Origin of the sequence: Sphingomonas sp., from assembly GCF_036677245.1 — a bacterium.
Lineage (GTDB): Bacteria > Pseudomonadota > Alphaproteobacteria > Sphingomonadales > Sphingomonadaceae > Allosphingosinicella.
This window is the reverse complement of sequence record NZ_JAKFCG010000018.1, coordinates 1-23,226: the sequence shown is the minus strand read 5'-3', so window position 1 is coordinate 23,226 and position 23,226 is coordinate 1. Positions and strand designations below refer to the sequence as shown.

The 23,226-nt window shown below is 64.7% G+C and carries 23 protein-coding genes and 1 tRNA gene; 14 read left to right on the top strand and 10 right to left on the bottom strand.

What is annotated here, in order from left to right; genetic code table 11:
* Positions 1-183 precede the first annotated feature (183 nt).
* A complete protein-coding gene (locus tag V6M48_RS02130) occupies positions 184-1,086 on the top strand; it encodes a class I SAM-dependent methyltransferase (protein ID WP_332810874.1) in 903 nt (300 codons plus the stop codon).
* A gap of 199 nt (positions 1,087-1,285) precedes the next feature.
* On the opposite strand, the gene V6M48_RS02125 is transcribed toward V6M48_RS02130, so the two are convergent.
* Genes V6M48_RS02125 through V6M48_RS02115 form a run of 3 tightly spaced genes read right to left on the bottom strand, consistent with a single transcriptional unit; the run spans position 1,286 to position 2,897 of the window.
* Positions 1,286-1,930, bottom strand: coding sequence for a heme exporter protein CcmB (locus tag V6M48_RS02125; RefSeq protein ID WP_332810873.1), 645 nt, complete (start codon positions 1,928-1,930; stop codon positions 1,286-1,288).
* Positions 1,927-2,502 (bottom strand): heme ABC exporter ATP-binding protein CcmA, encoded by a 576-nt coding sequence (gene ccmA, locus V6M48_RS02120; protein WP_332810872.1) that lies wholly within the window; start codon positions 2,500-2,502, stop codon positions 1,927-1,929. Before ccmA ends, V6M48_RS02125 begins: the two co-directional genes overlap by 4 nt.
* Positions 2,499-2,897 (bottom strand): metallopeptidase family protein, encoded by a 399-nt coding sequence (locus V6M48_RS02115; protein ID WP_332810871.1) that lies wholly within the window; start codon positions 2,895-2,897, stop codon positions 2,499-2,501. The genes ccmA and V6M48_RS02115 overlap by 4 nt, the downstream gene beginning before the upstream one ends.
* Positions 2,898-2,978: 81 nt before the next feature.
* On the opposite strand from V6M48_RS02115, the gene V6M48_RS02110 reads away from it, so the two are divergent.
* Positions 2,979-3,296, top strand: a complete 318-nt coding sequence (locus V6M48_RS02110; protein ID WP_332810870.1) for a 4a-hydroxytetrahydrobiopterin dehydratase — start codon at positions 2,979-2,981, stop codon at positions 3,294-3,296.
* Positions 3,297-3,318: 22 nt separating this feature from the next.
* Positions 3,319-3,409: transfer RNA gene (locus tag V6M48_RS02105), tRNA-Ser, on the top strand.
* Between the two features lie 241 nt (positions 3,410-3,650).
* On the opposite strand, the gene V6M48_RS02100 is transcribed toward V6M48_RS02105, so the two are convergent.
* On the bottom strand, positions 3,651-4,667 hold the full coding sequence (locus V6M48_RS02100; RefSeq protein ID WP_332810869.1) for a YeiH family protein: 1,017 nt from the start codon (positions 4,665-4,667) through the stop codon (positions 3,651-3,653).
* A 647-nt stretch (positions 4,668-5,314) separates the two neighbouring features.
* Between V6M48_RS02100 and V6M48_RS02095 the strand changes: the two genes are divergently transcribed.
* From V6M48_RS02095 to V6M48_RS02085, 3 genes are read left to right on the top strand one after another with little or no spacing between them, the layout of a single operon-like run.
* The gene (locus V6M48_RS02095) at positions 5,315-5,566 is read left to right on the top strand and encodes a hypothetical protein (RefSeq protein ID WP_332810868.1); all 252 of its coding nucleotides are present in this window, start codon (positions 5,315-5,317) and stop codon (positions 5,564-5,566) included.
* A gap of 34 nt (positions 5,567-5,600) precedes the next feature.
* Positions 5,601-6,896, top strand: coding sequence for an isocitrate lyase (aceA, locus tag V6M48_RS02090; RefSeq protein ID WP_332810867.1), 1,296 nt, complete (start codon positions 5,601-5,603; stop codon positions 6,894-6,896).
* Positions 6,897-6,916: 20 nt separating this feature from the next.
* Positions 6,917-7,069: a hypothetical protein gene (locus V6M48_RS02085; RefSeq protein ID WP_332810866.1), complete on the top strand. Its 153-nt coding sequence runs from the start codon at positions 6,917-6,919 to the stop codon at positions 7,067-7,069.
* A gap of 133 nt (positions 7,070-7,202) precedes the next feature.
* On the opposite strand, the gene lptB is transcribed toward V6M48_RS02085, so the two are convergent.
* Positions 7,203-8,036, bottom strand: coding sequence for an LPS export ABC transporter ATP-binding protein (lptB, locus tag V6M48_RS02080; protein ID WP_332810865.1), 834 nt, complete (start codon positions 8,034-8,036; stop codon positions 7,203-7,205).
* A 299-nt stretch (positions 8,037-8,335) separates the two neighbouring features.
* Between lptB and V6M48_RS02075 the strand changes: the two genes are divergently transcribed.
* Positions 8,336-8,734 (top strand): hypothetical protein, encoded by a 399-nt coding sequence (locus tag V6M48_RS02075; protein WP_332810864.1) that lies wholly within the window; start codon positions 8,336-8,338, stop codon positions 8,732-8,734.
* Between the two features lie 742 nt (positions 8,735-9,476).
* On the opposite strand, the gene V6M48_RS02070 is transcribed toward V6M48_RS02075, so the two are convergent.
* Positions 9,477-9,974 (bottom strand): MucR family transcriptional regulator, encoded by a 498-nt coding sequence (locus V6M48_RS02070; RefSeq protein WP_332810863.1) that lies wholly within the window; start codon positions 9,972-9,974, stop codon positions 9,477-9,479.
* 420 nt (positions 9,975-10,394) lie between these two features.
* On the opposite strand from V6M48_RS02070, the gene V6M48_RS02065 reads away from it, so the two are divergent.
* Together V6M48_RS02065 and V6M48_RS02060 are read left to right on the top strand one after the other, a co-directional pair.
* Positions 10,395-10,856 carry a hypothetical protein gene (locus V6M48_RS02065; protein ID WP_332810862.1) on the top strand — a complete coding sequence of 154 codons (462 nt, stop codon included), beginning with the start codon at positions 10,395-10,397 and terminating at the stop codon, positions 10,854-10,856.
* A 378-nt stretch (positions 10,857-11,234) separates the two neighbouring features.
* Complete coding sequence (locus tag V6M48_RS02060; protein WP_332810861.1) at positions 11,235-11,708, top strand: hypothetical protein; 474 nt, start codon at positions 11,235-11,237, stop codon at positions 11,706-11,708.
* A 62-nt stretch (positions 11,709-11,770) separates the two neighbouring features.
* Here V6M48_RS02060 and V6M48_RS02055 read toward each other — a convergent pair whose 3' ends face one another.
* The 4 genes from V6M48_RS02055 to V6M48_RS02040 form a co-directional block, all read right to left on the bottom strand.
* Positions 11,771-12,751 carry an NAD(P)H-dependent flavin oxidoreductase gene (locus V6M48_RS02055; RefSeq protein ID WP_332810860.1) on the bottom strand — a complete coding sequence of 327 codons (981 nt, stop codon included), beginning with the start codon at positions 12,749-12,751 and terminating at the stop codon, positions 11,771-11,773.
* 37 nt (positions 12,752-12,788) lie between these two features.
* Complete coding sequence (locus tag V6M48_RS02050) at positions 12,789-13,259, bottom strand: DUF1330 domain-containing protein (RefSeq protein ID WP_332810859.1); 471 nt, start codon at positions 13,257-13,259, stop codon at positions 12,789-12,791.
* A 144-nt stretch (positions 13,260-13,403) separates the two neighbouring features.
* Positions 13,404-14,036, bottom strand: coding sequence for an N-carbamoylsarcosine amidohydrolase (locus tag V6M48_RS02045; protein ID WP_332810858.1), 633 nt, complete (start codon positions 14,034-14,036; stop codon positions 13,404-13,406).
* A gap of 26 nt (positions 14,037-14,062) precedes the next feature.
* On the bottom strand, positions 14,063-16,432 hold the full coding sequence (locus V6M48_RS02040) for a TonB-dependent receptor (RefSeq protein ID WP_332810857.1): 2,370 nt from the start codon (positions 16,430-16,432) through the stop codon (positions 14,063-14,065).
* 343 nt (positions 16,433-16,775) lie between these two features.
* Between V6M48_RS02040 and V6M48_RS02035 the strand changes: the two genes are divergently transcribed.
* From V6M48_RS02035 to V6M48_RS02015, 5 genes are all read left to right on the top strand, one after another.
* A complete protein-coding gene (locus tag V6M48_RS02035; protein ID WP_332810856.1) occupies positions 16,776-17,477 on the top strand; it encodes a GntR family transcriptional regulator in 702 nt (233 codons plus the stop codon).
* Between the two features lie 60 nt (positions 17,478-17,537).
* The gene (locus tag V6M48_RS02030) at positions 17,538-18,446 is read left to right on the top strand and encodes a hydroxymethylglutaryl-CoA lyase (RefSeq protein WP_332810855.1); all 909 of its coding nucleotides are present in this window, start codon (positions 17,538-17,540) and stop codon (positions 18,444-18,446) included.
* A 10-nt stretch (positions 18,447-18,456) separates the two neighbouring features.
* Complete coding sequence (locus tag V6M48_RS02025) at positions 18,457-20,505, top strand: hydantoinase/oxoprolinase family protein (protein WP_332810854.1); 2,049 nt, start codon at positions 18,457-18,459, stop codon at positions 20,503-20,505.
* A 9-nt stretch (positions 20,506-20,514) separates the two neighbouring features.
* A complete protein-coding gene (locus V6M48_RS02020) occupies positions 20,515-22,392 on the top strand; it encodes a hydantoinase B/oxoprolinase family protein (protein WP_332810853.1) in 1,878 nt (625 codons plus the stop codon).
* Between the two features lie 28 nt (positions 22,393-22,420).
* A partial coding sequence (locus V6M48_RS02015) for a CaiB/BaiF CoA transferase family protein (RefSeq protein WP_332810852.1) occupies positions 22,421-23,226 on the top strand: 806 nt, incomplete at its 3' end.

The following is a 23,226-nucleotide window of genomic DNA, read 5'->3' as shown; positions in this document are numbered from 1 at the left end:
TGTCGCTCTACGGCCGGCTGGTCGAGCCTTCGGAGGTGGTCGCCCAGCTCGAGGCGGTCAGCGTCGACCAAGTCCGCGCCGTCGCGCGCCAAATGCTGAGCGGGCCACGCGCCCGCGCAACGATCGGCTTCCCCGCCGTCCGCGCGGCATGAGCTGCTGAAGCGGCCGGCCCAGATCCCGGCGATGAGCGCGGACCTTAGCCTCTCCTCGCTGATCGCCGAGCCGTGGAGCGATTATGCTCTGCTCGACAGCGGCCACGGCCGCAAGCTCGAGCGCTACGGCCGCTTCCGCTTCATCCGCCCGGAGGCCCAGGCCTTGTGGGCGCCGGCGCAGGCGCAATGGGACGCCGACGGCGAGTTCATCCCGGGATCGGACGAGGAAGGCGGCGGGCGGTGGGAATATGCTCGCCCGGTGCCGCGCGAGGGCTGGGAGATGAAGTGGGAGGAGGTGCGCTTCCAGGCGCAATGCACGCCGTTCCGCCACCTCGCCTTCTTCCCGGACATGGCGCCGCAATGGGCCTGGATGCGCGCGCGGCTCGGCGCGCGACCCGGCGAGCAACCGGGCGAGCAGGCCGAGGCGCTCAACCTGTTCGGCTATACCGGCGTCGGCACCCTGGCGATGGCCGCGGCCGGGGCGCGGCTCGTCCATGTCGACGCTTCGAAGAAATCGGTCGAAGCCGCCAAGCAAAACACCTTGCTCTCGGGCATGGCCGACCGGCCGATCCGCTGGATGGTCGACGATGCCGCGAAGTTCGTCGCGCGCGAGGTGCGGCGCGGCCGCCGCTACGACGGGATCATCCTCGATCCACCCAAATATGGCCGCGGCCCGGCCGGCGAGATCTGGAAGCTCGAGGAGGGCTTGCCGGAGCTGATCGCCGACTGCCGGCGGCTGCTCGATGCGAACAGCCGCTTCCTCGTCCTCACCGTCTATGCGGTGCGCATGTCGGCGCTCGCGATCGGCGAGCTGCTGCGCCAGACGCTCGGCGATCTCGGCGGGACCATCGAATGCGGCGACATGGCGGTGCGCGAGGAAGCGCGCGGGCTGCTGCTCCCGACCGCGATCTTCGCGAGGTGGTCGAAGGATTAGAAGCGTAAAGCGAAGAGGTGGATACCGGCCTTCGCAACCAGCAATGCGGGACCGCTGCAAAAGTCCCAATTTACCCAAAAACCGTTCGGCCTGAGCCTGTCGAAGGCCTTTTCTTCTCTGGAGCAAGAAAGGAAAGCGGTTCGACAAGCTCACCGCGAACGGAGTTTTGTAGCGGTCCCGCAATGCGGCGGCAAACCTTCTAGAAACTGCGGCCGGCGCGTATCGCAGCGCCCGTCACGAACGGCGCCGCCGCGACCAGCAGCAGCGACACGGCCGCCAAGAGTTTGAGCGCGCCCGCTGCATTCTCCTGCTCGGCGAGGCCGGCGCCGAAGATCAGGATCGGCACCGCGAGCGGCAGCATCAGCAGCCCGGCGAGCGCGCCGCTCCCCCTCAGGCCCGCCGTGAGGCCCGCGACCATCAACGTCAGCGCGGCGAGGCCGGGCGTTCCGACCATCAGCCCCAGCTCGAGGCGCTGAAGCAGCGCGGCCGGAAGCTTCATCAGCGCGGCGGCGGGGATCGCGGCGATCATCAGCGGCGGGCCGAAGCTCAGCCAGTGGCCGACCAGCTTGGCGATCGCGACATTTTCCTCGGCCAGGCCGCGCACCGCAAACTGATCGAGCACGCCGTTGGCGCGATCGGGCTCGATCAGCCGCTCGACCGGAAGCAAGGCGGCGAGCAGCGCCGCCATCCACAAGGCGCCGCCGCCGGTGCGCGCCAGCAGCGGCCGGTCCGGCCCGACCGCAAACGGGAACAGCGCCGCGACGAGCAGGAAGAAGATCAGCGGCAGCAACATGTGGCCGCCGGTGCCCGCGAGCCTCAGCTCGCGCAGGATCAGCGCCCTCATCCGCCGAGCCGTACCAGGGCCGCATCGTCGAGGCCGAGCGGCTGGTGCGAGGCGGCGAGCACCGCGCCGCCGCGCGCGCGTTGCGTTGCCATCGCCGCACTGAGCAGCGCCTGCCCCTCGCTGTCGAGCGCATTGGCGGGCTCGTCGAGCAGCCACAGCAGGGCCCCGCTCGCGACCACCCGCGCCAGCGCCGCGCGCTTGCGCTGCCCGGCCGAGAGCATCCGCACCGGCACTTGGCTGAGGTGCGCGATGCCCATCGCCTCGATCCCCGGCGCGGCGGAGACGCCGTCGAGCCGCGCCCAGAAGCCGAGCGCCCGGCCGAGCGTCAGCCTTTCGTCGAGCGCCGCCGCCTCGTCGGCGAGCGCCGGCCTTCCGCTGCGCATCACCTTGCCCGCCGCCGGGCGGAGCAGACCCGCGACGATCCTGAGCAGCGACGATTTGCCGCTCCCGTTGGGCCCGCCGACGATCGCCGCGCCGCCGGGCCCGAGGCGCAGGCTCAGGCCCTCGAACAGCAAGCGGCCGCCGCGCAGGCAGGCGAGATCGTCGAGCGCGAGCAACGGCGCTGCGCTCACCCCTGCTCCTCGATCGCGTGCATGTCGCCGTCCGACAGGCCGAAATGGTGGCCGACCTCGTGGACGATGACATGGGTGATCAGCGATTCGAGCGTGACCCCGGTCTCGACCCATTCGTCGAGCAAAGGGCGGCGATAGAGGTGGATGATCGCCGGCATCCGGCCGGAATCGAGCGACGATTGCTCGCCGACCGGGCGGCCGGTGTAGAGGCCGGTCAGCTCGAACGGATCGTCGATGCCGAGCTCCGCGAGCACCGCCTCCTCGGCGAACTCGTCGATCCTGAGGACGACACCGTCGAGATGGGCGCGGAACGGCTCGGGCAGATGCGCGATCGCAGCATCGGCGAGCCGCTCGATCTCGGCTGCGTCGGGGGCGAGGGTTTGACGATTGCTCATTGCCAAGCGACATAAAGCGCAAGCGCGCGCGGCGCCAGTTATGGCGCGGCGCCAGACAGAGATGGGCAAGGGAGCAGCAACATGGTGGCCAAGCTCAACATGCAGCAGCGCGAAGAGGCGCTCGCCGGCCTCGACGGGTGGGACTGGGACGTCAAGCGCGACGCGATCGCCCGCGCGTTCACCTTCCGCGATTTTTCGGAGGCGTTCGCGTTCATGACGCGGGTCGCGATCGCCGCCGAGAAGGCCGACCATCATCCCGAATGGTCGAACGTCTACAACCGGGTCTACATCCTCTTGACCACCCATGAGGCCGGCGGCCTCACCCAGCGCGACATCGCGCTCGCGAAAACCATCGACACATTCGCCGCCGCGCTTGCCCAAAGGGATGGCGGGCTCTAGATCGCCCCGTTCCAGAGCATGCGGAGCGGTGGCCGAGTGGTCGAAGGCGCTCGCCTGGAAAGTGAGTATACGGCAAAACCGTATCGAGGGTTCGAATCCCTCCCGCTCCGCCATCCTGCTTCGCGCCACCGAGCCGCGCAGGATTCTCCCGAACCCGTCGGCGAAGCAGGATGGCGGAGTGGGAGGAGCTGAAGAGCGCTCCAGGTTCGGAGTCGGAGCGGCGCCTCGCGCCGCGGAGACGGGCGAGCAAAGCGAGCACAATCCCTCCCCATCCGCCAGAAAAAGGCTCCCGTTTCGGGGGCCTTTTTTCTGGCGGATGGGGCTGGGACGAGAAGCCTTTAGGTTCGAGCCTGGTCAAAACAGCAACCAAGAGGCCCCGAGCGCACACACTGCCATCAACAGTGTCGCTCCGCCGAGAACGAGGAGCGGGCGCGCACCCTGGGTTGCGATCTTGGGCATTGGCGAGCGGATGCCCGCGGCCGCCACTGCCGCGATGACCATCAACGAACCGGAATCGGCCATCAACATATCGAGCCGATGTGGAATGAGGCCGGTCGAATTGATCGCGGCGAGGGCGAGAAAGCCAAGGACGAACCATGGGAAGTTGCGCCACACCCGTCCCATCTTCTCGCCCGACGGGAAAACAAGGCCGACGATTGCAAGCACCGGCGCAAGGAGGGCGACCCTCGCCAGCTTGACGATGGTGGCATTCTCTCCCGCGCTATCAGAATAACCGAAGCCTGCGCCGAGCGCCTGTGCGACGTCGTGGATCGAAGCGCCGAGGAAGAAGCCCGCCTGCCGATCGCTCATGTCCAGCCAATGCGCGAGAATGGGGTAGAGGAACATCGCAAGCGCGCTCATCGCCGCGATCCCGATCAGGACAATTGTCAGTTCAGCCCTATTCACCCGCCGCTCGCCAAGAACGGCGGCCAGGCCCAGTGCGGCAGACGCCCCGCAGATGGCGACAGCCCCGCCCGCCAGCACGCCAAATGCGGATCCGTAGCCGAGGAGGCGGGCGAAAAGGACGCCGGCGAGCATCGTCACCGTCAGGATCAACGCGATGGCGAGCAGGGTAAGTGGTCCGAGATCGGCGATCTGGCCAAGAGTGACGCGTGCGCCGAGGAGAACGATGCCGAACCTCAGCAGCCGGGTGGCGGCAAAGTCGAGGCCAGGCTGTAGCCTCTTATCGGCGCTCAGGAAATTGAGCGACAGCCCGATCAGCAGGGCCATCAGGGTTGCCGGGGCTCCGTAACGCGCTGAAATGAACAGCGCAGCCAGTAGGGCGAGAAGCGTTACGAGCAGCCCCGGGAAATGAGCCCGCAACGGTGCCGGGCCGGGTCCGACGAGTTCGCAATAGAGATCGGCCGCCATCGGAAGGTCAGAGGGATATCCTGCCCCGCCAGCGGACCGGCCCGGCTTGACAGCCTCGTTATCGATCTTGCTAGCGGTCACTGGGTCTTTGTTCTGCGCATCGCCATGCTGCGACGAATGGCTCTGATTGAGGTTTGCGATTTCTATCCATGAGCTGCCGCTTCCATGACCCCGCTGAATCCGTTTCTGGCAAGCGTGAACAGCTTCGTCGAGTCACATGACCATATGCGGCCGGGTACGCCTTGGCGAGCCCGCTCCGCATGCTGGCGAGCAGCGCATCATGTTGAGATTCTTGTTCACAACGGGCGCGATAGAAAAGCAGCCTGCCCGCATCTGAATAGGTCGTTGCGGTCTATGTCCAATGTGCACGATGATGAAGTTGATTGACGGGCTACATCAGTCGGCTTACTGGGCGTCGAAATGATCAACGCAGCACTCCTGTCGGCCCAAAGCCACCACACCGCCATCACCGGCGGCGCGCGTGCGTTCGTCGAGTCGGGAGCAGCCGTATTCGTAGCGACATTCCCAACGGGAGTGGCGCCCGGCTCTGGCTAATGATCTGAACCAAAAATAGATCGGAAAATCAGAACCCTCGCTCCCTCCCGGAGCGGGGGTTTTTCTTTGTCTGCAACCTAGGAAGCAAGCTCATGTCTGATTGCATTCACGTCGAGTTCCAACCCGCCGTCACGGCTGTTCCGAACATCCTCGAGGTGATCGGCGACTCGGGCTTTTGGCTTCGTGGCCTCCGCTTGATCCCGTGCGGCGGTGAGCAACGCGCCACGCTGACGGTGGAGCTCGACGGCGACGGCGAGGGGTCAGCGCTCGATACGCTCCGCGACGACTTGCTCCGGCTCGAGAGCATCATCGAGGTCATCCACCACGCCCAACCGAAACGATAATCGCGCCCGTTGCCCCCTGAAAAAAGGAAAAAAAATGAATATGACCGACTTCACGACTCTGGTTCCCGCTCCTCCCGGGCGGTTCGACGGCATAAGCCGAAGCTATACTTCGGCCGCCGTCGAGCAGCTGCGAGGATCCATTCCAATCGATCATACCCTCGCCCGGCGCGGTGCCGAGCGCCTTTGGCACCTCCTCAAGGCGCGCGACTATGTCCATGCGCTTGGTGCGCTATCGGGCAACCAGGCGATGCAGATGGTGCGCGCCGGTCTCGAAGCCATTTATCTGTCGGGCTGGCAAGTCGCGGCGGACGCCAACACCGCCGGCGCGATGTATCCCGATCAATCGCTTTATCCCTCGAATGCGGGCCCTGAGCTGTGCCGCAAGATCAACCGCACGCTGCAGCGAGCGGATCAGGTCGAGCATAGCGAGGGCAACGTCTCGCGCGATTGGTTCGCACCGATCATCGCGGATGCGGAGGCGGGGTTCGGCGGACCGCTCAACTGCTTCGAGATCATGAAGGCCTATATCGAGGCGGGCGCCGCCGGCGTTCATTTCGAAGACCAGCTCGCTTCGGAGAAAAAGTGCGGCCATCTCGGTGGCAAGGTCCTCATCCCGACCCAGGCGCATATCCGCAATCTCGAGGCGGCGCGGCTCGCTGCAGACGTTTGCGGCGTGCCGACCGTGCTGATCGCCCGCACCGATGCCGAAAGCGCAAGGTTGCTGACGTCCGACATCGACGAGCGCGATCGGGAATGGCTGACGGGTGAGCGCACGCCGGAAGGCTTCTTTCGGCTCCGGCCCGGCACGGGCGTCGACCATTGCATCAAACGCGGCATCGCCTTTGCCGAACATGCCGACCTCATCTGGTGGGAGACGAGCAACCCCAATCTCGACGATGCGAAGCGGTTCGCGGAGGCGGTGCAGAAGGTCCATCCCGGCAAGATGATGGCCTATAATTGTTCGCCAAGCTTCAATTGGGAAGCGAAGCTGGACGAGGCCACCGTCGCGCGTTTTCAGCGTGAGCTCGGGGCAATGGGCTACAAGTTTCAATTCGTCACCCTGGCCGGGTTTCATCAACTCAACCACGGCATGTTCGAGCTCGCGCGCGGCTATCGCGATCGCGGAATGGCTGCCTATGTCGATCTGCAGCGGGCAGAATTCGCGAGCGAGCGTCACGGCTACACGGCGACGCGCCACCAGCGAGAGGTTGGCACCGGCTACTTCGATCTTGTCGCCGAGGCCGTCTCCGGCGGCAAGGCCTCAACCGTCGCGCTCCGCCAATCCACCGAAGCCGACCAGTTCCAGAACCGCACCATCGCCGCCGAATGACAGCAAGAGGAGTGAAGCCAATGACCGAGCCGCAAAGAACCCGCGCCGTTTTCGCATCGGAAGATTTCCAGCTGATCAGAACCGCCGTTTTGCATTACCTCAAGGAGGTCGGGGCCAAACCGGAAGCGGTGAAGTTCGCCAATCTCTATCATCGGCTCGGGCGCATAGTGTGATCCTAGGGTCGCCATGATCCGTGTGGATCGGTAAACCTTGAACCGGGGAAGTGGGGCGGCGGCTGATCCGATAGGCGGATGAAACGAAGCAGCAGCCGTTCGCCTCGGGGGCCTTTTCTGGCGGGAGATGCGTTTACGGGACGCCTGCGGGGCTAAGCTCCCGTCGATGAGCGGGTGACGCGTGTGACCCGAAATCATGACGCCGCGTCTCTCCACCAAGATACAGCCTCTTCACGGTTTCGTCCTTGAGAAGTTCGCTCGCCTGGCCTTCGAACACGACATGTCCGTCGATCAGGACATAGGCGCGTTCGATCAGGCGGAGCATCTCGTAGACGTTCTGGTCGGTGATCAAGACGCCGACGCCCGTGGCCTTCATCGTTCGGATGAGATCGGCAACTTCGGTGATCGTGAGCGGATCGATGCCGGCAAAGGGTTCGTCGAGCAGGATGATCGACGGGTTTGTCGCCAGGGCGCGGACGATCTCACAGCGCCTGCGTTCGCCGCCGGAGAGGAAATTGGCCGATCGGTCACGAAGATGGTCGAGATGGAAATCACGCAGCAATTGCTCGAGACGTCGGGCGCGTTCGTCCGGCTCCGGTTCGGATATCTCCAACAGCGCTTCGATATTCTCTTCCACCGTCAGGCCACGGAAGATGCAGGGATCTTGCGGAAGGTAGCCCAGGCCCAGCATCGCTCGCCGGTAGGTCGGCAGCAATGTGATCTCGGTGCCGTCGAGCAGGATGCGTCCGGAATCGGGCTTGATCAATCCCAATATGGCTTGAAAGCAGGTCGTCTTGCCTGCTCCGTCCGGTCCGAGCAAGCCGACCAGCTCGCCCTCGCGGACCTCCATCGAAAGGCCGTTGAGCACCGTCCGCTTGCGAAATCTTTTGTAGATGTCGATGACCTGGAGGCCGTGTGCAACCGCTCGGTTCAGCGGCGCAGTCGGCACCTCGCGAGCTATTGCCATTCCGTCTAGCGTCTTCATTCGCCGCCCATCATCGATCGCGTCCGGCCAGCCGCCGGCACCGGCTGTACTGTGGCGAGCGGGCGCTCGACCGACGATCCGCTAAATTACGTAGGCGCGGCGCGTTGAACGCAGGGGTCAGGCCCAGGATTGGACCGGACGCTGCGGGATTTCTGATACGACTTTGAGGATTCGGCCCCAGCCCGAACGGGTGTTCCTCCGCGAAAAAACGGCGGGTTCATCCGATGCTCCTCGCCCCGTGTTGGGCGCATTTTCGGGGAAACATAAGAGGAGCGCCCAAGATGATCCGTATGAGCAAACGCCAATCGCTCTTGATCACCGTTGCGATGATGGCGAGCGGAATGACTTTGTCCGCTTGCGCCACCGAAGATTATGTCGATCAGCATATTGCCACCGTGAACGCGCGTATCGACGAGACGAACAGGGGACTCGAAGGTGCGAACGCCAACATCGGAACCCTTGGCCAACGCCTCGATGCGGTGGACAGGGCCGCGCAGGACGCGTTGCAACGATCGGATGTTGCCGCACGGGCAGCGCAGGCCGCTTCGGCCCAGGCAATGGAGGCAAATCGCAAGCTCGAGACGCTGGGCCACACGGTGGGCCATCTCGAGCGACACCACGCACGCAAGACCTGGAGCGATGTCAGCAAGAAGAAGCGGTCGAAGCGGCGTCGTCGCTGAGCGGATTCCCCGCACCAGCCTGTCCAGACTCAATCCCGGTCTGATCGAACCGGCAGTGAGTCCAATTGTCTTCTGTTGTCCGTGATTTCCGAGTCGTCAGGTGATTCCACCCGGCTTGAAATCACTCTATGGGGTGGACGGGCTGTTGCGGGCCCGCTTTTCTAACTGCGCGGCAACTCAAGAGCCGCCTGGCGATCAGCAAGCCGGGCGGCCTTTCACCAGATCACGCATTTCAAGGCGGCACTCGAGCGACTCCCGAAGTAAATAGGTTGGGCGACATCCAATCGAGCGTTCTCAATCCTGAGATGCAGTCGACATTCCCGCCGCCGAAATCGCTTGTGCTCGCGAGCCAAGATCATCCGCTGATGGTGCGAGTAAACAGGGCGTGGCGGATGACCGTAAAGGAGGCGGCCATGTCTCAGTATTATCCTGGGGCGATATAGGTACTTTTCTGGATGGGCGCGACTGCCGCAGGCACCTAATTGTTGAAGTGCGGCCTCTCCCGCATCCCTCCACTAGCCCGGCCAGTAATGGCCGGGCGCTTTTTTGGTGCGTCCACGCCCGCTTGAGCGGGAAGCGGGCCACGCCCGCTTGAGCGGGAAGCAGGCCACGCCCGCAGATCGGGAAGTAGGCCTGCTCCATGCGGCTGCATGGTATGCGATGGGCTATGACAACATCGCTGTTGCGCGCGTGTGTCAGGAGGCGCACGGCGACAAGCAAGGTTCAATGTGTTGACGAGCAGCTAGTTTCCAGATGCGCGTTCCGGTCCGGGCTTTCGTGGGCGCCGCGTGCGCGCATTGGTCGTAGCACCCCTGGTGCTTGGCTTAGCCGACGGTGCGCTTCCGGCGATCCTGCGGCCAAGGCCTATCTGCCGCGCGATAGTTCGCCGCTTCTCCGAATAGTTGGGCGAGACCATTGGGTAGTCGGATCCGAGGTTCCATTTTGCCCGATATTGGGAGGGTGTCATTTGATGGTCAGTCTTGAGGTGCGGCTTCAGCATCAAGACTTTCTTGCCATCTTCCAGGCAGATGATGAAGTCGGGCTTTACCGACGATCGTCGCGGGACGGCCGGCTGCTGTGGCCGCACAGGCTGTGCTTTCACGCCCGAGCCACGGAGCGCGGCGTAAACAGCGCCGATCAGTCTGGGGAGGTCGACCACTGCGACCGGGTTATTCGACACGTGCGCCGCGACGATGTCCGTGGTGAGCGTCAGCAATGCTTCTGAAGCCACATCAGCCATTCCGGTCTTCTCCTTTAGATACAGACCGCGTGGCTCGAAAAGCGCGCGAGAAAGTATATACTACACATTATTCAGGGAGCTCGTTGAGAGCCTCTATATCTCCGGTTACAAGTGGGAAACCGCGGCCGCACATTCTGTGCACCAAAGTCGGTGTGTGATCGCAGCCATCGGACCTCAAGCGCCAAAGGAGGTTCGGAGTGGCACCGATCGTCCGCGATGCAATAGTTGCAGCCAATGGCAGGCTGACGACCCTCCCCACGTTTCGCCTTCCGGTCTCTCCTCATCCCGGATTGCCGCGATTTCAGGGTCAGGGTTTTCCCGAATGGTTTGGGCGCCAACGGTGACATATTCATCCTGAAGCAAGGTCGACATTCGCCCAGAGGTGGTGAGGTTTCCAGAAGGTGTGTGATGCGGCTAATCGTGGATGAGCAGGTCGCGCAGTCCAACAGCCGGGTCGGTGGCATACGGCTCACCATGCTAACCCTGCGGAGTATGGAAAACTGGCGCCTGGCATTCGATGATTGCGACAAGACCATGATCCTACTGGCGGTGAGTTCCATACTCGGTGAACGATTCACTCGAGGCGAAGAACTGGAAGAGCAATATCGGAGCCTCCGAGATACCTATCCGCAGAATCGCCTCCAACATTGCAACATCATGTCGATCGCCGCGGCGACAGGTTTCAATCGGGAAACGACGCGCCGCAAAGTGAATGAGCTGATCGACGAAGGAGTTCTGGTCCGCTCGTCACGAGGCGCGATGCGTTTCGCACCAGGCTACACCCAGGATCCGCACATCATGAAAATTGTCATCAGCCAGTTATGGGTGATCGCCCGGGTAACAAGCGAATTGATGCGGGAGGGCGTGATCCGGGCGGTTTGACGCGGCTGTGGCCGGCAAGGGTGAATCTGCCTCGCGGCGCGCTATTGCTGTGGCGACAGCGCGCTAACCCAAAATGACGGATCGCAAGCGCTCCAGCTCACACCCCAGCCTCTCCGCCAAGTCTGAAAATTCCTCCCGGAGATCCCGATCTCCTATCCGTGGCGTCATCAGCCCTAATACGCAAATAAGCATTTGAATCTCTTCTATAATTCCGTGCGGCATGGGTAGATCTCGCAGATTATCTTCGGAATCGTTCATTGGGAGGGCATAGAGGCCAGCGATCGCTTGAGGTGGTGGGTTGGCTCATTTTGTGCGTCAACGTCGATGTATTGTGCGCGACGAACCGTAGGAAGGCGCGCTTTCCTATGGGGGTTCACAATGCAGTTGGTCGTCGATGAGCACAAAGCGAACGCGCATAGTCGACTTGCGAGCATTCGGCTTACGATGCTCACGCTCAGATGCATGGAGAATTGGCGCAGAGGCGTTGATGACTGTGAGAAGGCATTGATTCTTGTCGCGGTCATGGCGATCAGCGGCGAGCGGTTTACGCGGGGCGAGGAGCTCGAAGACGGGCTCAAAGATATTCGCAATGCCTTTCCGGCCGAGCGGCTGCCGCGATGCAATATTAGTTCCATTGCCGCAGCGATTGGACTCAATCGCGAGACCGCGAGACGAAAGGTGATCGAACTCGTAGAAGCCGGGCTTCTCTCAAGATCTTCTGACGGAATGGTCGGATTTGCGCCCGGGGTGCTGGAGACGGAAGCAACGGCGCAGCTCCTCCGTCGGCAATTGGAAGCTGTCGTACGGGCTATGAACGAGCTCATCCGGGATGGGGCTGTTCGATTCTGCTAGGTGGGACAGCGCGGATGTTCGGTTGACGCTGCTATTTGGCGTTGATGTCGAACAGATTGGCTTCATGCGGCGCGCAGGAAGCCGCTCAGCCGCTCGTTGATGATCGTTTCAGCCTCGACCATGATGCGGTCGATCAGTTCCTTGCAGGTCGGCACGTCGTTGATCAGGCCCGCGACCATGCCGCAGCTCCACGCGCCGGCATCCATCGTGCCTTCGTGCATGACCTTGGGATAGACACCTGCGACTTCGTCGATGATGTCCTCGAACTTCAGGTCGGCACCAAGCGCCTTTTCCTTTTCGAGCAGCCGCTCGACCGCTGCGTTGGTCAGCACCCGCTCGGTATTGCGCAGCGGGCGCATGACGAGGCGGGTGTCGAGCTCGCTGGCGGCGACGATCGCAGCCTTCACATTGTCGTGCACCGGCGCTTCCTTGGTGGCGATAAAGCGCGTGCCCATGTTCATGCCCTGCGCGCCCATGGCAAGGCTGGCCACCAGGCTGCGGCCATCGGCCATGCCGCCCGAGGACACGAACGGAATTTCCAGCTCATCATGCGCGCGCGGCAGCAGGATCATGTTGGGCACATCATCTTCGCCCGGATGCCCGCCGCATTCAAAACCATCGATCGAGACCGCGTCGCAGCCGATTGCCTGCGCCTTCAGGCTGTGGCGCACGCTGGTGCATTTGTGGATCACCTTGATCCCGGCGTCCTTGAGGTGCGGCAGCACTTCGGCCGGGTTGCGCCCGGCGGTTTCCACCACCTTGACGCCGCCCTTGATGATCTCGGCCACCAGCCCTGGATAATCGGGCCGGGTGAGCGAGGGCAGGAAGGTCAGGTTCACCGCAAACGGCTTGTCGGTCATATCCTTGCATTTGGCGATTTCATTGGCGAGCTTCTCGGGGGTGCCCAGCGTCAGTCCGGTGATCGTGCCCAGTCCGCCCGCATTGGAGACGGCGGCGGCCATTTCGGCAAAGCCGACATAGTGCATGCCGCCCTGGATGATGGGATGTTCGATGCCAAACATTTCGGTGATGGCGGTCTTCATTGGGTTTGTCTCCGGGGCGGGTAGTCGGGAAGAGGGGTTATCCGCGCGGCGGCGAGCCGCGTACCGCCGTCAGGAATTCCAGCCTGGTGCCGGCCCGGCGATGCTCGGACAGTGCCTGATAATCGGGATCGGCATACCAGGCACGGATCTGTGCTTCGGACGGGAATTTGAGGATGATCATCCGGCCCGTGCGCGGCGAAAAACCTTCCAGCGTGAAAGCGTCATCGTCAAAGGTCACCAGTTCGCCGCCATATTGCTTGAGCAGCGGGAAGAAGCCCTTTTCATATTGGCGGTAGGTGGCTGCGTCATTGATGATCAGATTGACGACGGCATAAACGGGAAGGTCAGTCATGGTCTGGCTCCTGTCGGGGCGCGGATGGCTCAAGCAGCGGCCGGCCCAGCGTTTCGCGGTAATGCTGGTGGGTTGGTGCAGCCCCGCCTCGTTGCGGCCGAAGATCAGTTCCTTCAGCTGGCCGTTCTCGGCGGCCTTCTGCTGCATGGCGCCCATCACATAATGTGTCGAGGCTGCCGAGTTCGCCGCGCGTGCAATCCCCAGAGGCAAAGGAAGCTTTCATGGTGTTTGCCCGGAAGCGCATCACTATCGGTCATGGCCCGCCGCCGCATCCGACACGGACGCCATATTGGCCGGAGCTCAGCCTTGGCCCCGCCTCTCGAGATAGTCGATCGCTTCGGCGCGGTCGACGACGTCGCCGTATTTGGCGTTGATGTCGAACAGATTGGCTTCGTGGGGCGCGGGGTGGCGGTCGCCGACGCATTCGCGCACGACGATCGTGCGATAGCCGTGCTGCATCGCATCGACGGCGGTGGCGCGGATGCAGCCGGACGTGCTGCAGCCGGCGATCAGCAGGGTATCGGCTTCCGCGGCGACGAGGATCGACGCCAGCGACGTTCCGAAGAAGGCGCTGGCATATTGCTTGGTGAGGACGATTTCGCCCGGCAGCGGCGCGATCTCGTCGCAGAATTCGGCGTAAGGCGAACCGGCGGCGAGCGTCTGGAGGGACGGAACCTTCTTGAGCCAGATCCCGCCGTCGAGGAAATGCGGTGCCGTATATTTGACCTCGGTGAAGATCACCGGGATCTGCGCCGCCCGCGCCGCGGCGATCAGCGGCGGAGTCTCGGCCACCGCGCGCACCACGCCCTCGGCGAACAACGGCGAGCCGGGAGTGACGTAGCCCTTGACGAAATCGACCACGACCAGCGCCGGCCTGCGCCCGAAGCCGATCCGATTGTCGAACACCGCACGATAATTTTCAGAGACGTCCATCCACCGCTTCTATGCGTTTCTTGCTGTTAGAATTTGATGCCGACCTCGACGCCGTAGAGCCGGCGTGCACCGGGGGAGATGAACGAGCCGCCGAACTCGATCGCCGGCACCGCCTCGTTGAGATATTTCTTGTCGAGGAGGTTGTTGGCGAACACCACCATCTTCCAATTCTCATTCTCGATGCCGGCGCGCAGGTCGACCACGCCGAAGGCATCGCGCTCGTTGACGTCGTACATGGCGTCGCCGACGAAGCTCGGCAGCGCGAGCGCGGAGATCGGCAGCAGGCCGCTGAACAAGGTCGGCTTGCTCTGGTTCTGGACGGTGTGGAACCAGGTCGGCCCGGTGACCCGATAGTCGCCGCGCAGGAAGACGTCGTACGTGTCGTTGAGCGGCAGCGTGATCTGGCTGCCGAGGTTGATCGTATAATCGGCGGTATAAGGCGATTTGTTGCCGACCGTGTCCGGCCGCGACCTGTTCTTCTTGATCTCGGAATCGGTGACGTTGAACGCGCCGTATACCGTCCAGCCCTCGACGATCCGGGCGTCGACGTTGAGCTCGGCACCCTTGATGTCGACCCGGTCGATGTTCGAGACGACGCGCAGCAGGCCGAAGCCGCCGACGAAGAATTCGAAGAATTGCATGTCGGTGATGCGCGTATAATAGCCGGCGAGATTGTAGCTGACCGGCCCGAAGCGTCCCTTGACGCCGGCTTCGAACGCGCTCGATTTTTCCTTCCTGAACTGGTCTTCGATCAGCACGCCGGCGTCGATGAACGGGACCGTCGGATTGTTGAAATTCTGGTTCACGATCGCGGCCGAGCCCTGGTTGTTGAAGCCGCCCGATTTGAAGCCGATCCCCCAATTGGCGAACAAATTGGTGCGCGGCGCGACCTCCCAGCGGATGCTGACCTTGGGCTGGATCTGCTTGAACGTCTCCCGCTGCGGCTGGATCGGGCCGAAGGCCTGGCCGGGATTGATCGGCCCGCCGGTGAAGGGATCGATCGCGGTCGGCACCAGCGAACGCACCCGCCGGCGCTCGATGTCGTAGCGCAGCGCCAGGCCGAGATTGATCGCGTCGGTCGCGTCCCAGTCGGTCGCCGCGAATGCCGCATAGACATCGGTGTGGAAGCGGTCCGCGAACAGCTGCGAGGTCGGGTTGATCGATCCCGGCGGGCTGTAGAGCTGCTTGACCACGCCTTGGCCGGTATCGCCGCCGAGGCTGACGCCGACGGTGCGGCTGATGTTCAGATAATAAGCGCCGAGCTGCCAATGGAGCGGGCCGTCGCCGGTGGAGATGAGCCGGACCTCGGCGCTGACGTCCTTCTGGTTGCGGCGCTGATATTGGACGCCGTCGCAGGTCGCCGGCGCATAGGCGCCGAACACCGAGCCGTTGGCCGGCGCGAAGATGAACGGCACCGGGATCTGGCCGATGAAGCCGGGGGGGTTGATGGGAAAGCCGGTCAGCGCCGCCGTCGAGGCGAAGCAGGCGTCGACCGACTCCTGGGCGCCGGGCAAGGCGGCCGAGATGTAGCGGGCGAAATCGGCCGAGGTGCCGTCGGCGACGAGATCGTTCTTGATGTCGCTGTAGAGCGCCCAGGCGCTGAGCGCCACGCCACCGAAATCATGGTCGATCTTGAGCGAGGCTTCGAACGTCTGCTGGTCGTTGGTCGGCCGGATGTTCGAATAGAAAGCGAACGGATGATCGTTGATGTCCTCGTAGAAGGCGCCGCCCAGCAACGGGATATGGAACGAGGAATTGAAGTTGATCGAGGCGCCGTGCAGCTCGCCGTAGCGCGCCTTGGCGTCGATCGTCGTGGCGCCGAGCTCGGCGAGGATCCGCCCGTCGACGTTCCACGCTTCCTGATCGTCGACGACTTTGCGGTCGAGGAAGATGTTGCGGTAGAAGCCGTCGGTGGTGCGGTAATCGGCCGACAGCACGAAACCGACGCCATTGCCGATCGGGCCGGCGATATAGCCGTTGGCGCTCACGCTATTCTCGTTGGCGTAGCTTGCTTCGAATGAGCCGGACATGGCGTCGCCGGGCTTCACCGTCTGCACGACGATCGCGCCGGCGGCGGCGTTGCGGCCGTAAAGCGCGCCCTGCGGACCCTTGAGCACCTCGACCTGGCGCAGGGTGCCCTGATTCTGGTTGAGCGCCGCGGTGTTGGTCTTGAGGATGCCGTCGACGACCAGCGCGACCGAGCTTTCGGCATCGCGTGCGCCGTTGATGCCGCGGATGTTGATCTGGGTGTCGCCAGCCTCGGCGGTGCTCGTGACGATCGTCACGCCCGGGGTCAGCTTGGCGAAATCCTCTGCCCGCTGGATATTGGCGCGATCGATCGTTTCGGCGGTGTGCACGGTGATCGAGGCGGGAACATTCGCCAAGGTTTCGGACATGCGCCGGGCGGTGACGATGATCTCGCCATCAGTCGTACTGGCGCCGGTACTGGTAGTCGTGCCGGGGGGCGTAGCCGGAGCGGTGGCGGCTTCCGGGGGCTGGTCCGAGGGTGGGGGAGGCGCGAGTTCCTGGGCAAGCGATGGGGCGGTCGCCAACGCCGTCAAGGAAGCCGCGCCCAACAAAAGCGATGGCAATCGCCGCATAGCAATGTCCCCCCTGAAGATGATCCCGCTTGGTCTTATCGCTCGCTTATTTGCCCCGTTTGTCCCAATTCTATTGTATACAAAGAATGATCGTCAAGCCCGCTTGAAGCCACCAATTTGGAGGTGCAGGAAAGGCCTCATGTCCAAGGCGTCCGAACTGGCCTATCGCTACATACGCGGCGCGATCCTCGAAGGGGCGCTCCGCCCGGGCGTGCAGCTCCGCGAGGAGCAATTGGCGGAAGCCTGCGGCGTGTCCCGAACACCGGTCCGCGAGGCCTTGCGCCGGCTCGAAGCCGAGAATTTCATCCGCCGCAGCGGCTCGCAGCGGACGTTCGTCACCGATTGGTCGCTCGACGAAATCGAGGAAGCATTCGTGCTGCGCGGCATGCTCGAGGGCCATGCCGCGGCTCGCGCGGCGCTGCGGATCGAACCGCAGGCGATCGATGCGCTGATCGAGGCGAATAGCGGCATCAAGGTCGCCGCCGAAGCCGGGCGGCTCGATGCGGCGGCTTTCCTGATGCACAATCGCGAGTTCCACGCGATCATCCTGCAGGCGGCCGGATCCGCCCGCCTGACCGCCTTGCTGGGCGGCATCGTCGAGCAGCCGGTCGTGCTTCGCACCGCGCGCCGTTACGACCGGGAGCAGATATTGCGATCGTTCGCCGAGCATGACGAGATCACGATGGCGTTCCGCCGCCGCGATTCGGATTGGGCCAAGGCTGTCATGACCGCGCACATCCGGCGCGCCTTCCATGCCTATCGCGACGCCTTCCTCAGCGCCCAGCGGGAAAGCGCGCCGAACCAGGCCGCCGAGCCGCTGCACGATGATCAAGCGGCTTGACCGGGGTGGTTTAAGGGGTAATTGTATACAAATATAAGGCGCTTGGAGAAAGACCGCCGCATGCCACCCGCTGCTAGCATCGAGATCGTCGAAGTGGGGCCGCGCGACGGGCTGCAGAACGAGGCGGCCGTCGTCAGCACGTCGGACAAGATCGCGCTGATCGGCCGCATCGCCGCGGCTGGTATCAAGCGGATCGAGGTCGCAAGCTTCGTCAATCCCAGCCGGGTGCCGCGCATGGCCGACGCGGAGGAGGTCGCGAACGCGCTGCCGATGCAGGACGGCGTGATCTACATCGGCCTGGTGCTCAACGAACGCGGCGCCGACCGCGCGCTCGCGACGCCGCTGCACGAAATCGGCGCGGTCTGCGTCACCACCGACAGCTTCGCGACGCGCAACCAGGGCCAGACCAGCGACGAGTCGCTCGCCGTCGCCAAGCGGGTCGTCGCGATGGCGTCGGCGGCGGGCCGGCGCGCCCAGATCACGATCGCCGGTGCGTTCGGCTGCCCTTATGACGGCGAAGTCTCGGCCGACAGGGTGGTCGCCATGGCCCAAAGCGCCGCCGAGGCCGGCCCGATCGAGATCGCGCTCGCCGACACGATCGGAGTCGCGGTACCGCGGCAGGTCGAGCTCCTGGTGTCGCGGGTCGCGCAGGCGATCGCGCCGCTGCCGGTGCGGGCCCATTTCCACAATACCCGCAACACCGGGATCGCCAATGTCTGGGCCGCGGTCCTGGCCGGCGCGCGCACCGTCGACGCCTCATTGGGCGGCCTTGGCGGCTGCCCGTTCGCACCGGGCGCCGCCGGCAACGTCCCGACCGAGGATGTGATCTACATGCTCGAGCGATCGGGGGTTGCGACCGGCGTCGATCTCGGCCGGCTGATCGAAGCGGCCGAATGGTTCGCGCAAATCATCGGCAAGCCGCTACCGGGAATGGTGACGCGCGCCGGCCGGTTCCCGCGCGCGGCCTGAGGGAGTAGGAATGGCGTATCGCCTGGGCGTCGACGTCGGCGGGACCTTCACCGACCTGCTGTTGTTCGACGAGGGATCGGGCGCATTCTGGCGGCACAAGACTCCCTCTACGCCGCAGGACAGCTCGGTCGGCGTGCTCGCCGGCGTCGATGCGATCTGCGCCCAGGCCGGCATCGCTTCGGCCGCGGTCGAGACCTTGCTCCACGGCACCACCGTCGCGACCAACGCGGTGCTCGAAGGGAAGGGCGCGCGGGTCGGGCTGGTCGTCACCGCCGGCTACCGCCAGATCCTCCAGATCGCGCGCTCCTATGTGCCGGGCGGGCTTGCGGGCTGGATCATCTGGCCCAAGCCCGAGCCGCTCGCGAGGCTCGAGGATACGGTCGAAATCGAGGGGCGGATGGACGCGCGCGGCGAAGAGCTTCGCCCGGTCGACGATGCCGATATCCGCGCCGCGCTGACCCGCCTCAAGGCGCAAGGCGTGGAGGCGGTCACGGTCTCGCTGATCAACGCCTATCTGAACGGCGCGCACGAGGCGCGGGTCGGCGAGCTGGCGCACGAGATCATGCCCGGCGTGCCGGTTTCGCTGAGCCATGTCGTGCTGCCCGAAATGCAGGAATATGAGCGCACCCTGACGGCGGTCGCCAATGCCGCGGTGCGGCCAGTCGTCGGCCATTATGTCCGCAACCTGCGCGAGAAGCTGCGCGAGTCCGGCATGGCCGGAAAGCTCGCCTTGCTTCGCTCCGACGGTGGGCTGATGTCGTCCGAGAAAGCCGAGGAGCATCCGGTCTCGCTGCTGATGTCCGGCCCGGCGGGCGGCGTCGCGGGTGCCTTGTGGGTCGCAAAGCATGCCGGGCTGCGCAACATCCTCACGCTCGACGTCGGCGGCACCTCGACCGACGTCGCGCTGATCGAGGATCTCGAGCCGCGCCGGGTGCGGACGACCGAAGTAGGCCACCTCAGCGTCCGGGCGTCGTCGCTCGACGTGAAGACGGTGGGGGCCGGCGGCGGCTCGATCGCCTATGTGCCGGAGCTGACCGGCGCGCTGCGGGTCGGCCCGCAATCGGCCGGCGCGGTGCCCGGCCCGGTCGCTTATGGCATGGGTGGCGAAGCGCCGACCGTGACCGACGCCAATGTCGTGCTCGGCTATCTGCCGGAATCGTTGCTCGGGGGGAGCTTCAAGCTCGACCGCGAAGGCGCGAAGGCGGCGGTCCAGCTGATCGCCGACCGGCTCGGGATCGGCCTGTTCGAAGCGGCGCGCGGGATCATCGACATCGCCAACGAGAACATCTTCGGCGCGCTGCGCATGATCTCGGTCCAGCAGGGCTACGATCCGCGCAGCTTCGCGCTGATGGGGTTCGGCGGCGCCGGGCCGCTCCACGTCAACGCGGTCGCGCGGCTGATGGGAAGCTGGCCGGCGGTCTCGCCGGTGTCGCCCGGCGTGCTGTGCGCGCTCGGCGACGCCACCACCCGCATGCGGACCGAAACCGCGCGCAGCTTCTCCAAGCTGGCTCGCGACACTGGCGAGGCCGAATTGATCGGCCTGCTCGACGAAATGGCGGAACAGACCCGCGCCGAGCTGCGCGCCGACGGCCTCGCCGAGGAGGACATCACCAGCCTGTTCGAGATCGACCTGCGCTACCTCGGCCAGGCGTTCGAGGTGCCGATGACGACCGACGCCGAGACCTTGCGCCGCGACGGCATCGCCAGCCTGGTCGCGCGCTTCGATGCCGAGCATCGCCGCCTGTTCACGTTCAACATGGACACTGCGCACGAGATCGTGAACCTGCGCGCGATGGCGCTGGGGCCGGCGCTCAGCCTCGAGCCGGCGGCGCTGCCGCAAGGCGATGGCAATCCGCAAGCGGCGAAGCTGCGCGATCATCAATTGTGGATCGACGGAGCGCTGCGCCCCGCGACAATCTACGATCGCGCCAGGTTGCGCGCGGGCGACATCATAAAGGGGCCGGCGATCGTCGTCGAAATGGATGCGACGACCTTGATCGAAGCCGACTGCGTCGCCACCGTCGACCGCGTCGGCAATATCCTGATCAACCCCGCCTGAAGGACGCTCATGGCCGCCACGATCATCCAGACCAACGCCGCGCCCTTCGCCGCCGTGCCGGTCGATCCCGTCACCCTCGACATCGTCGAGAACGCGCTGCGCAACGCCCGGGTCGAGATGGACGCAACCCTGGTGCGGACCGCCATGTCGCCCGGGATCCGCGAACAGGGCGACGCCTTCCCGCTTATCGCGGATGCCGGCGGCCGGATGCTGGTCGGGCAGTTCGGATCGTTCATCGGCGGCTTCCTCGCCGGCTATGACGGGACGGTGGAGGAAGGCGACATGTTCTTCCTGTCCGATCCCTATTCGGTCGAAGGCGCGATCAGCCATTCGAACGACTGGCTGGTGCTGCTGCCGGTGTTCAAGGACGGGCGGCTGATCGCCTACACCGCGATGTTCGGCCACCAGTCGGACATCGGCGGCAAGGTCGCCGGATCGATGCCGATCGACGCGCGCAGCATCTTCGAGGAAGGGGTGCGGATCCCGCCGGTCAAGATCTACCGCAAGGGCGAATATAACAGCGACGTGGTCAAGCTGGTCATGCACCAGACCCGCAAGCCCGATTGGTGCATGGCCGATCTCAACGCGCTGATCGCCTCGTGCCGCGTGGCGGCGCGGCGCGTGATCGAAATGGCCGAGCGCTTCGGCGACGATTTGTTCGTCTCCGCGGCCGAGGAGCTGCTCGCCCGCAACCATCGCGCGATGAAGCAACTGATCGCGACCTCGATCGGAGAGGAGCCGGTCAGCTTCGAGGATTACGTCTGCGACGATGGGATGGGCCGCGGGCCGTACAAAATACGCTGCACGATGTGGCGCGAGGGCGATCGCGTCGTGCTCGATTTCGCCGGCACCGACCCGCAGAGCGAAGCCTCGATCAATTTCTATCTCAACGAGAACATGTTCAAGATGTTCTTCGGGATCTACATGATCATGGTCTTCGACCCGCAGATATTGTTCAACGACGGCTTCTACGACCTGATCGACGTCCGCATCCCCGAAGGGTCGCTGCTCAAGCCGAAATTTCCTGCCGCGCTGTCCGGGCGGACGCATGCGCTTGGCCGCATCTTCGATGTGCTCGGCGGCCTGCTCGGGCAGAAGACGCCGGAATTCCTCAACGCCGCGGGCTTTTCCTCCTCGCCGCATTTTTTCTATTCTGGCGTCGATCGCAAGGGCGAATGGTTCCAGCTCTTCCAGATCGGCTTCGGCGGCATCCCCGGCCGGCCGCTCGGCGACGGCCCTGACGGTCATTCGCTGTGGCCGGGCTTCACCAACGTCCCGAACGAATTCCTCGAACGCTATTTTCCGCTGGTGATCGAGCGCTATGAAACCGCGGCGGACAGCGGCGGCGCCGGGCTGCATCGCGGCGGCAACGGCATCCACATGACCTATCGCTTCCTCGAGCCCGGGGTGGTCGCAATCCACGACGACCGTTGGTTCGTCCCGCCCTGGGGAGTGAATGGCGGCGATCCCGGGGCGCGCGCCCGCAAGATCCTCGAGAAGGCAGACGGCACGCGGACCGTTGTCGGCAACAAGGTCGAGGACATCCGCGTCGAGGCCGGCGACCAGCTCCACTATATCACCTGGGGAGGCGGCGGCTGGGGCGACGCGCTGGCGCGCGATCCGGCGCTCGTCGCCCGCGAAGTCCGCGAGGGCCTCGTCACCGCGGAAGGGGCGCGCCGCTACGGCGTCGTCCTCACCGCCGGCGGCGACGCCGATGCCGAGGCGACCCAGGCGCTCCGCGCCGACCTGCGCGCCCACCGCAACGAGCCGCTGCCTTTGTTCAATTTCGGCCCCGACATCGAGACCTTGCGGGCCAATTGCCAGGCCGAGACCGGCCTTCCCCCGCCCAGACAGCCGATCTGGCAGCGGGCGGTGGCGGCCGAATGAGCGCGCCTGTGAGGAGAGAGAGGCAGCGATGAGCGCTGGCGACAATCGCGGCGCGCTGAGCGACATAAGGGTGATCGAGCTCGGCCAGCTGATCGCCGGGCCTTTCTGCGGCCAGCTGCTCGGCGACATGGGCGCCGACGTGATCAAGGTCGAGCCGCCGCGGGTCGGCGATCCGATGCGCCAATGGGGCCGCGGCGACCAGAAATTATGGTGGGAGGTGGTGGCGCGCAACAAGCGCTCGGTCTCGGCCGATCTGCGCGTCCCCGAAGGCCAGGAACTGGTGCGCAGGCTCGTCGCCACCGCCGACATATTGATCGAGAACTTCCGCCCCGGCACGCTCGAGCGCTGGAACCTCGCCCCGGAGGCGCTGCAGGCGATCAACCCGCGCCTGATCATCGTCCGTGTCTCGGGCTACGGCCAGACCGGCCCCTATGCGAGCCGCGCGGGCTACGGCGGCGTCGGCGAGGCGATGGGCGGCTGGCGCTATGTCGTCGGCGATCCGGACCGTCCGCCGTCGCGGATGGGGGTGTCGATCGGCGACACCCTGGCGGCGACCTACGGCTGCATGGGCGCGCTCGCCGCGCTGCACGCCCGTGAGCGCACCGGTGTTGGGCAGGTCGTCGATTCCGCCCTCTACGAAGCGGTGCTCCAGGTGATGGAGAGCCTGATCCCCGAATATCAGGTCGGCGGCTATATCAGGGAGCGCTCGGGCTCGGCGCTGCCGGGGATTGCGCCCTCCAACGTCTATCCGTGCAAGGACGGCGATTATCTGATCGGCGCGAACCAGGACGGCGTGTTCGCGCGGCTCTGCGCGGCGATGGGACGTCCCGAGCT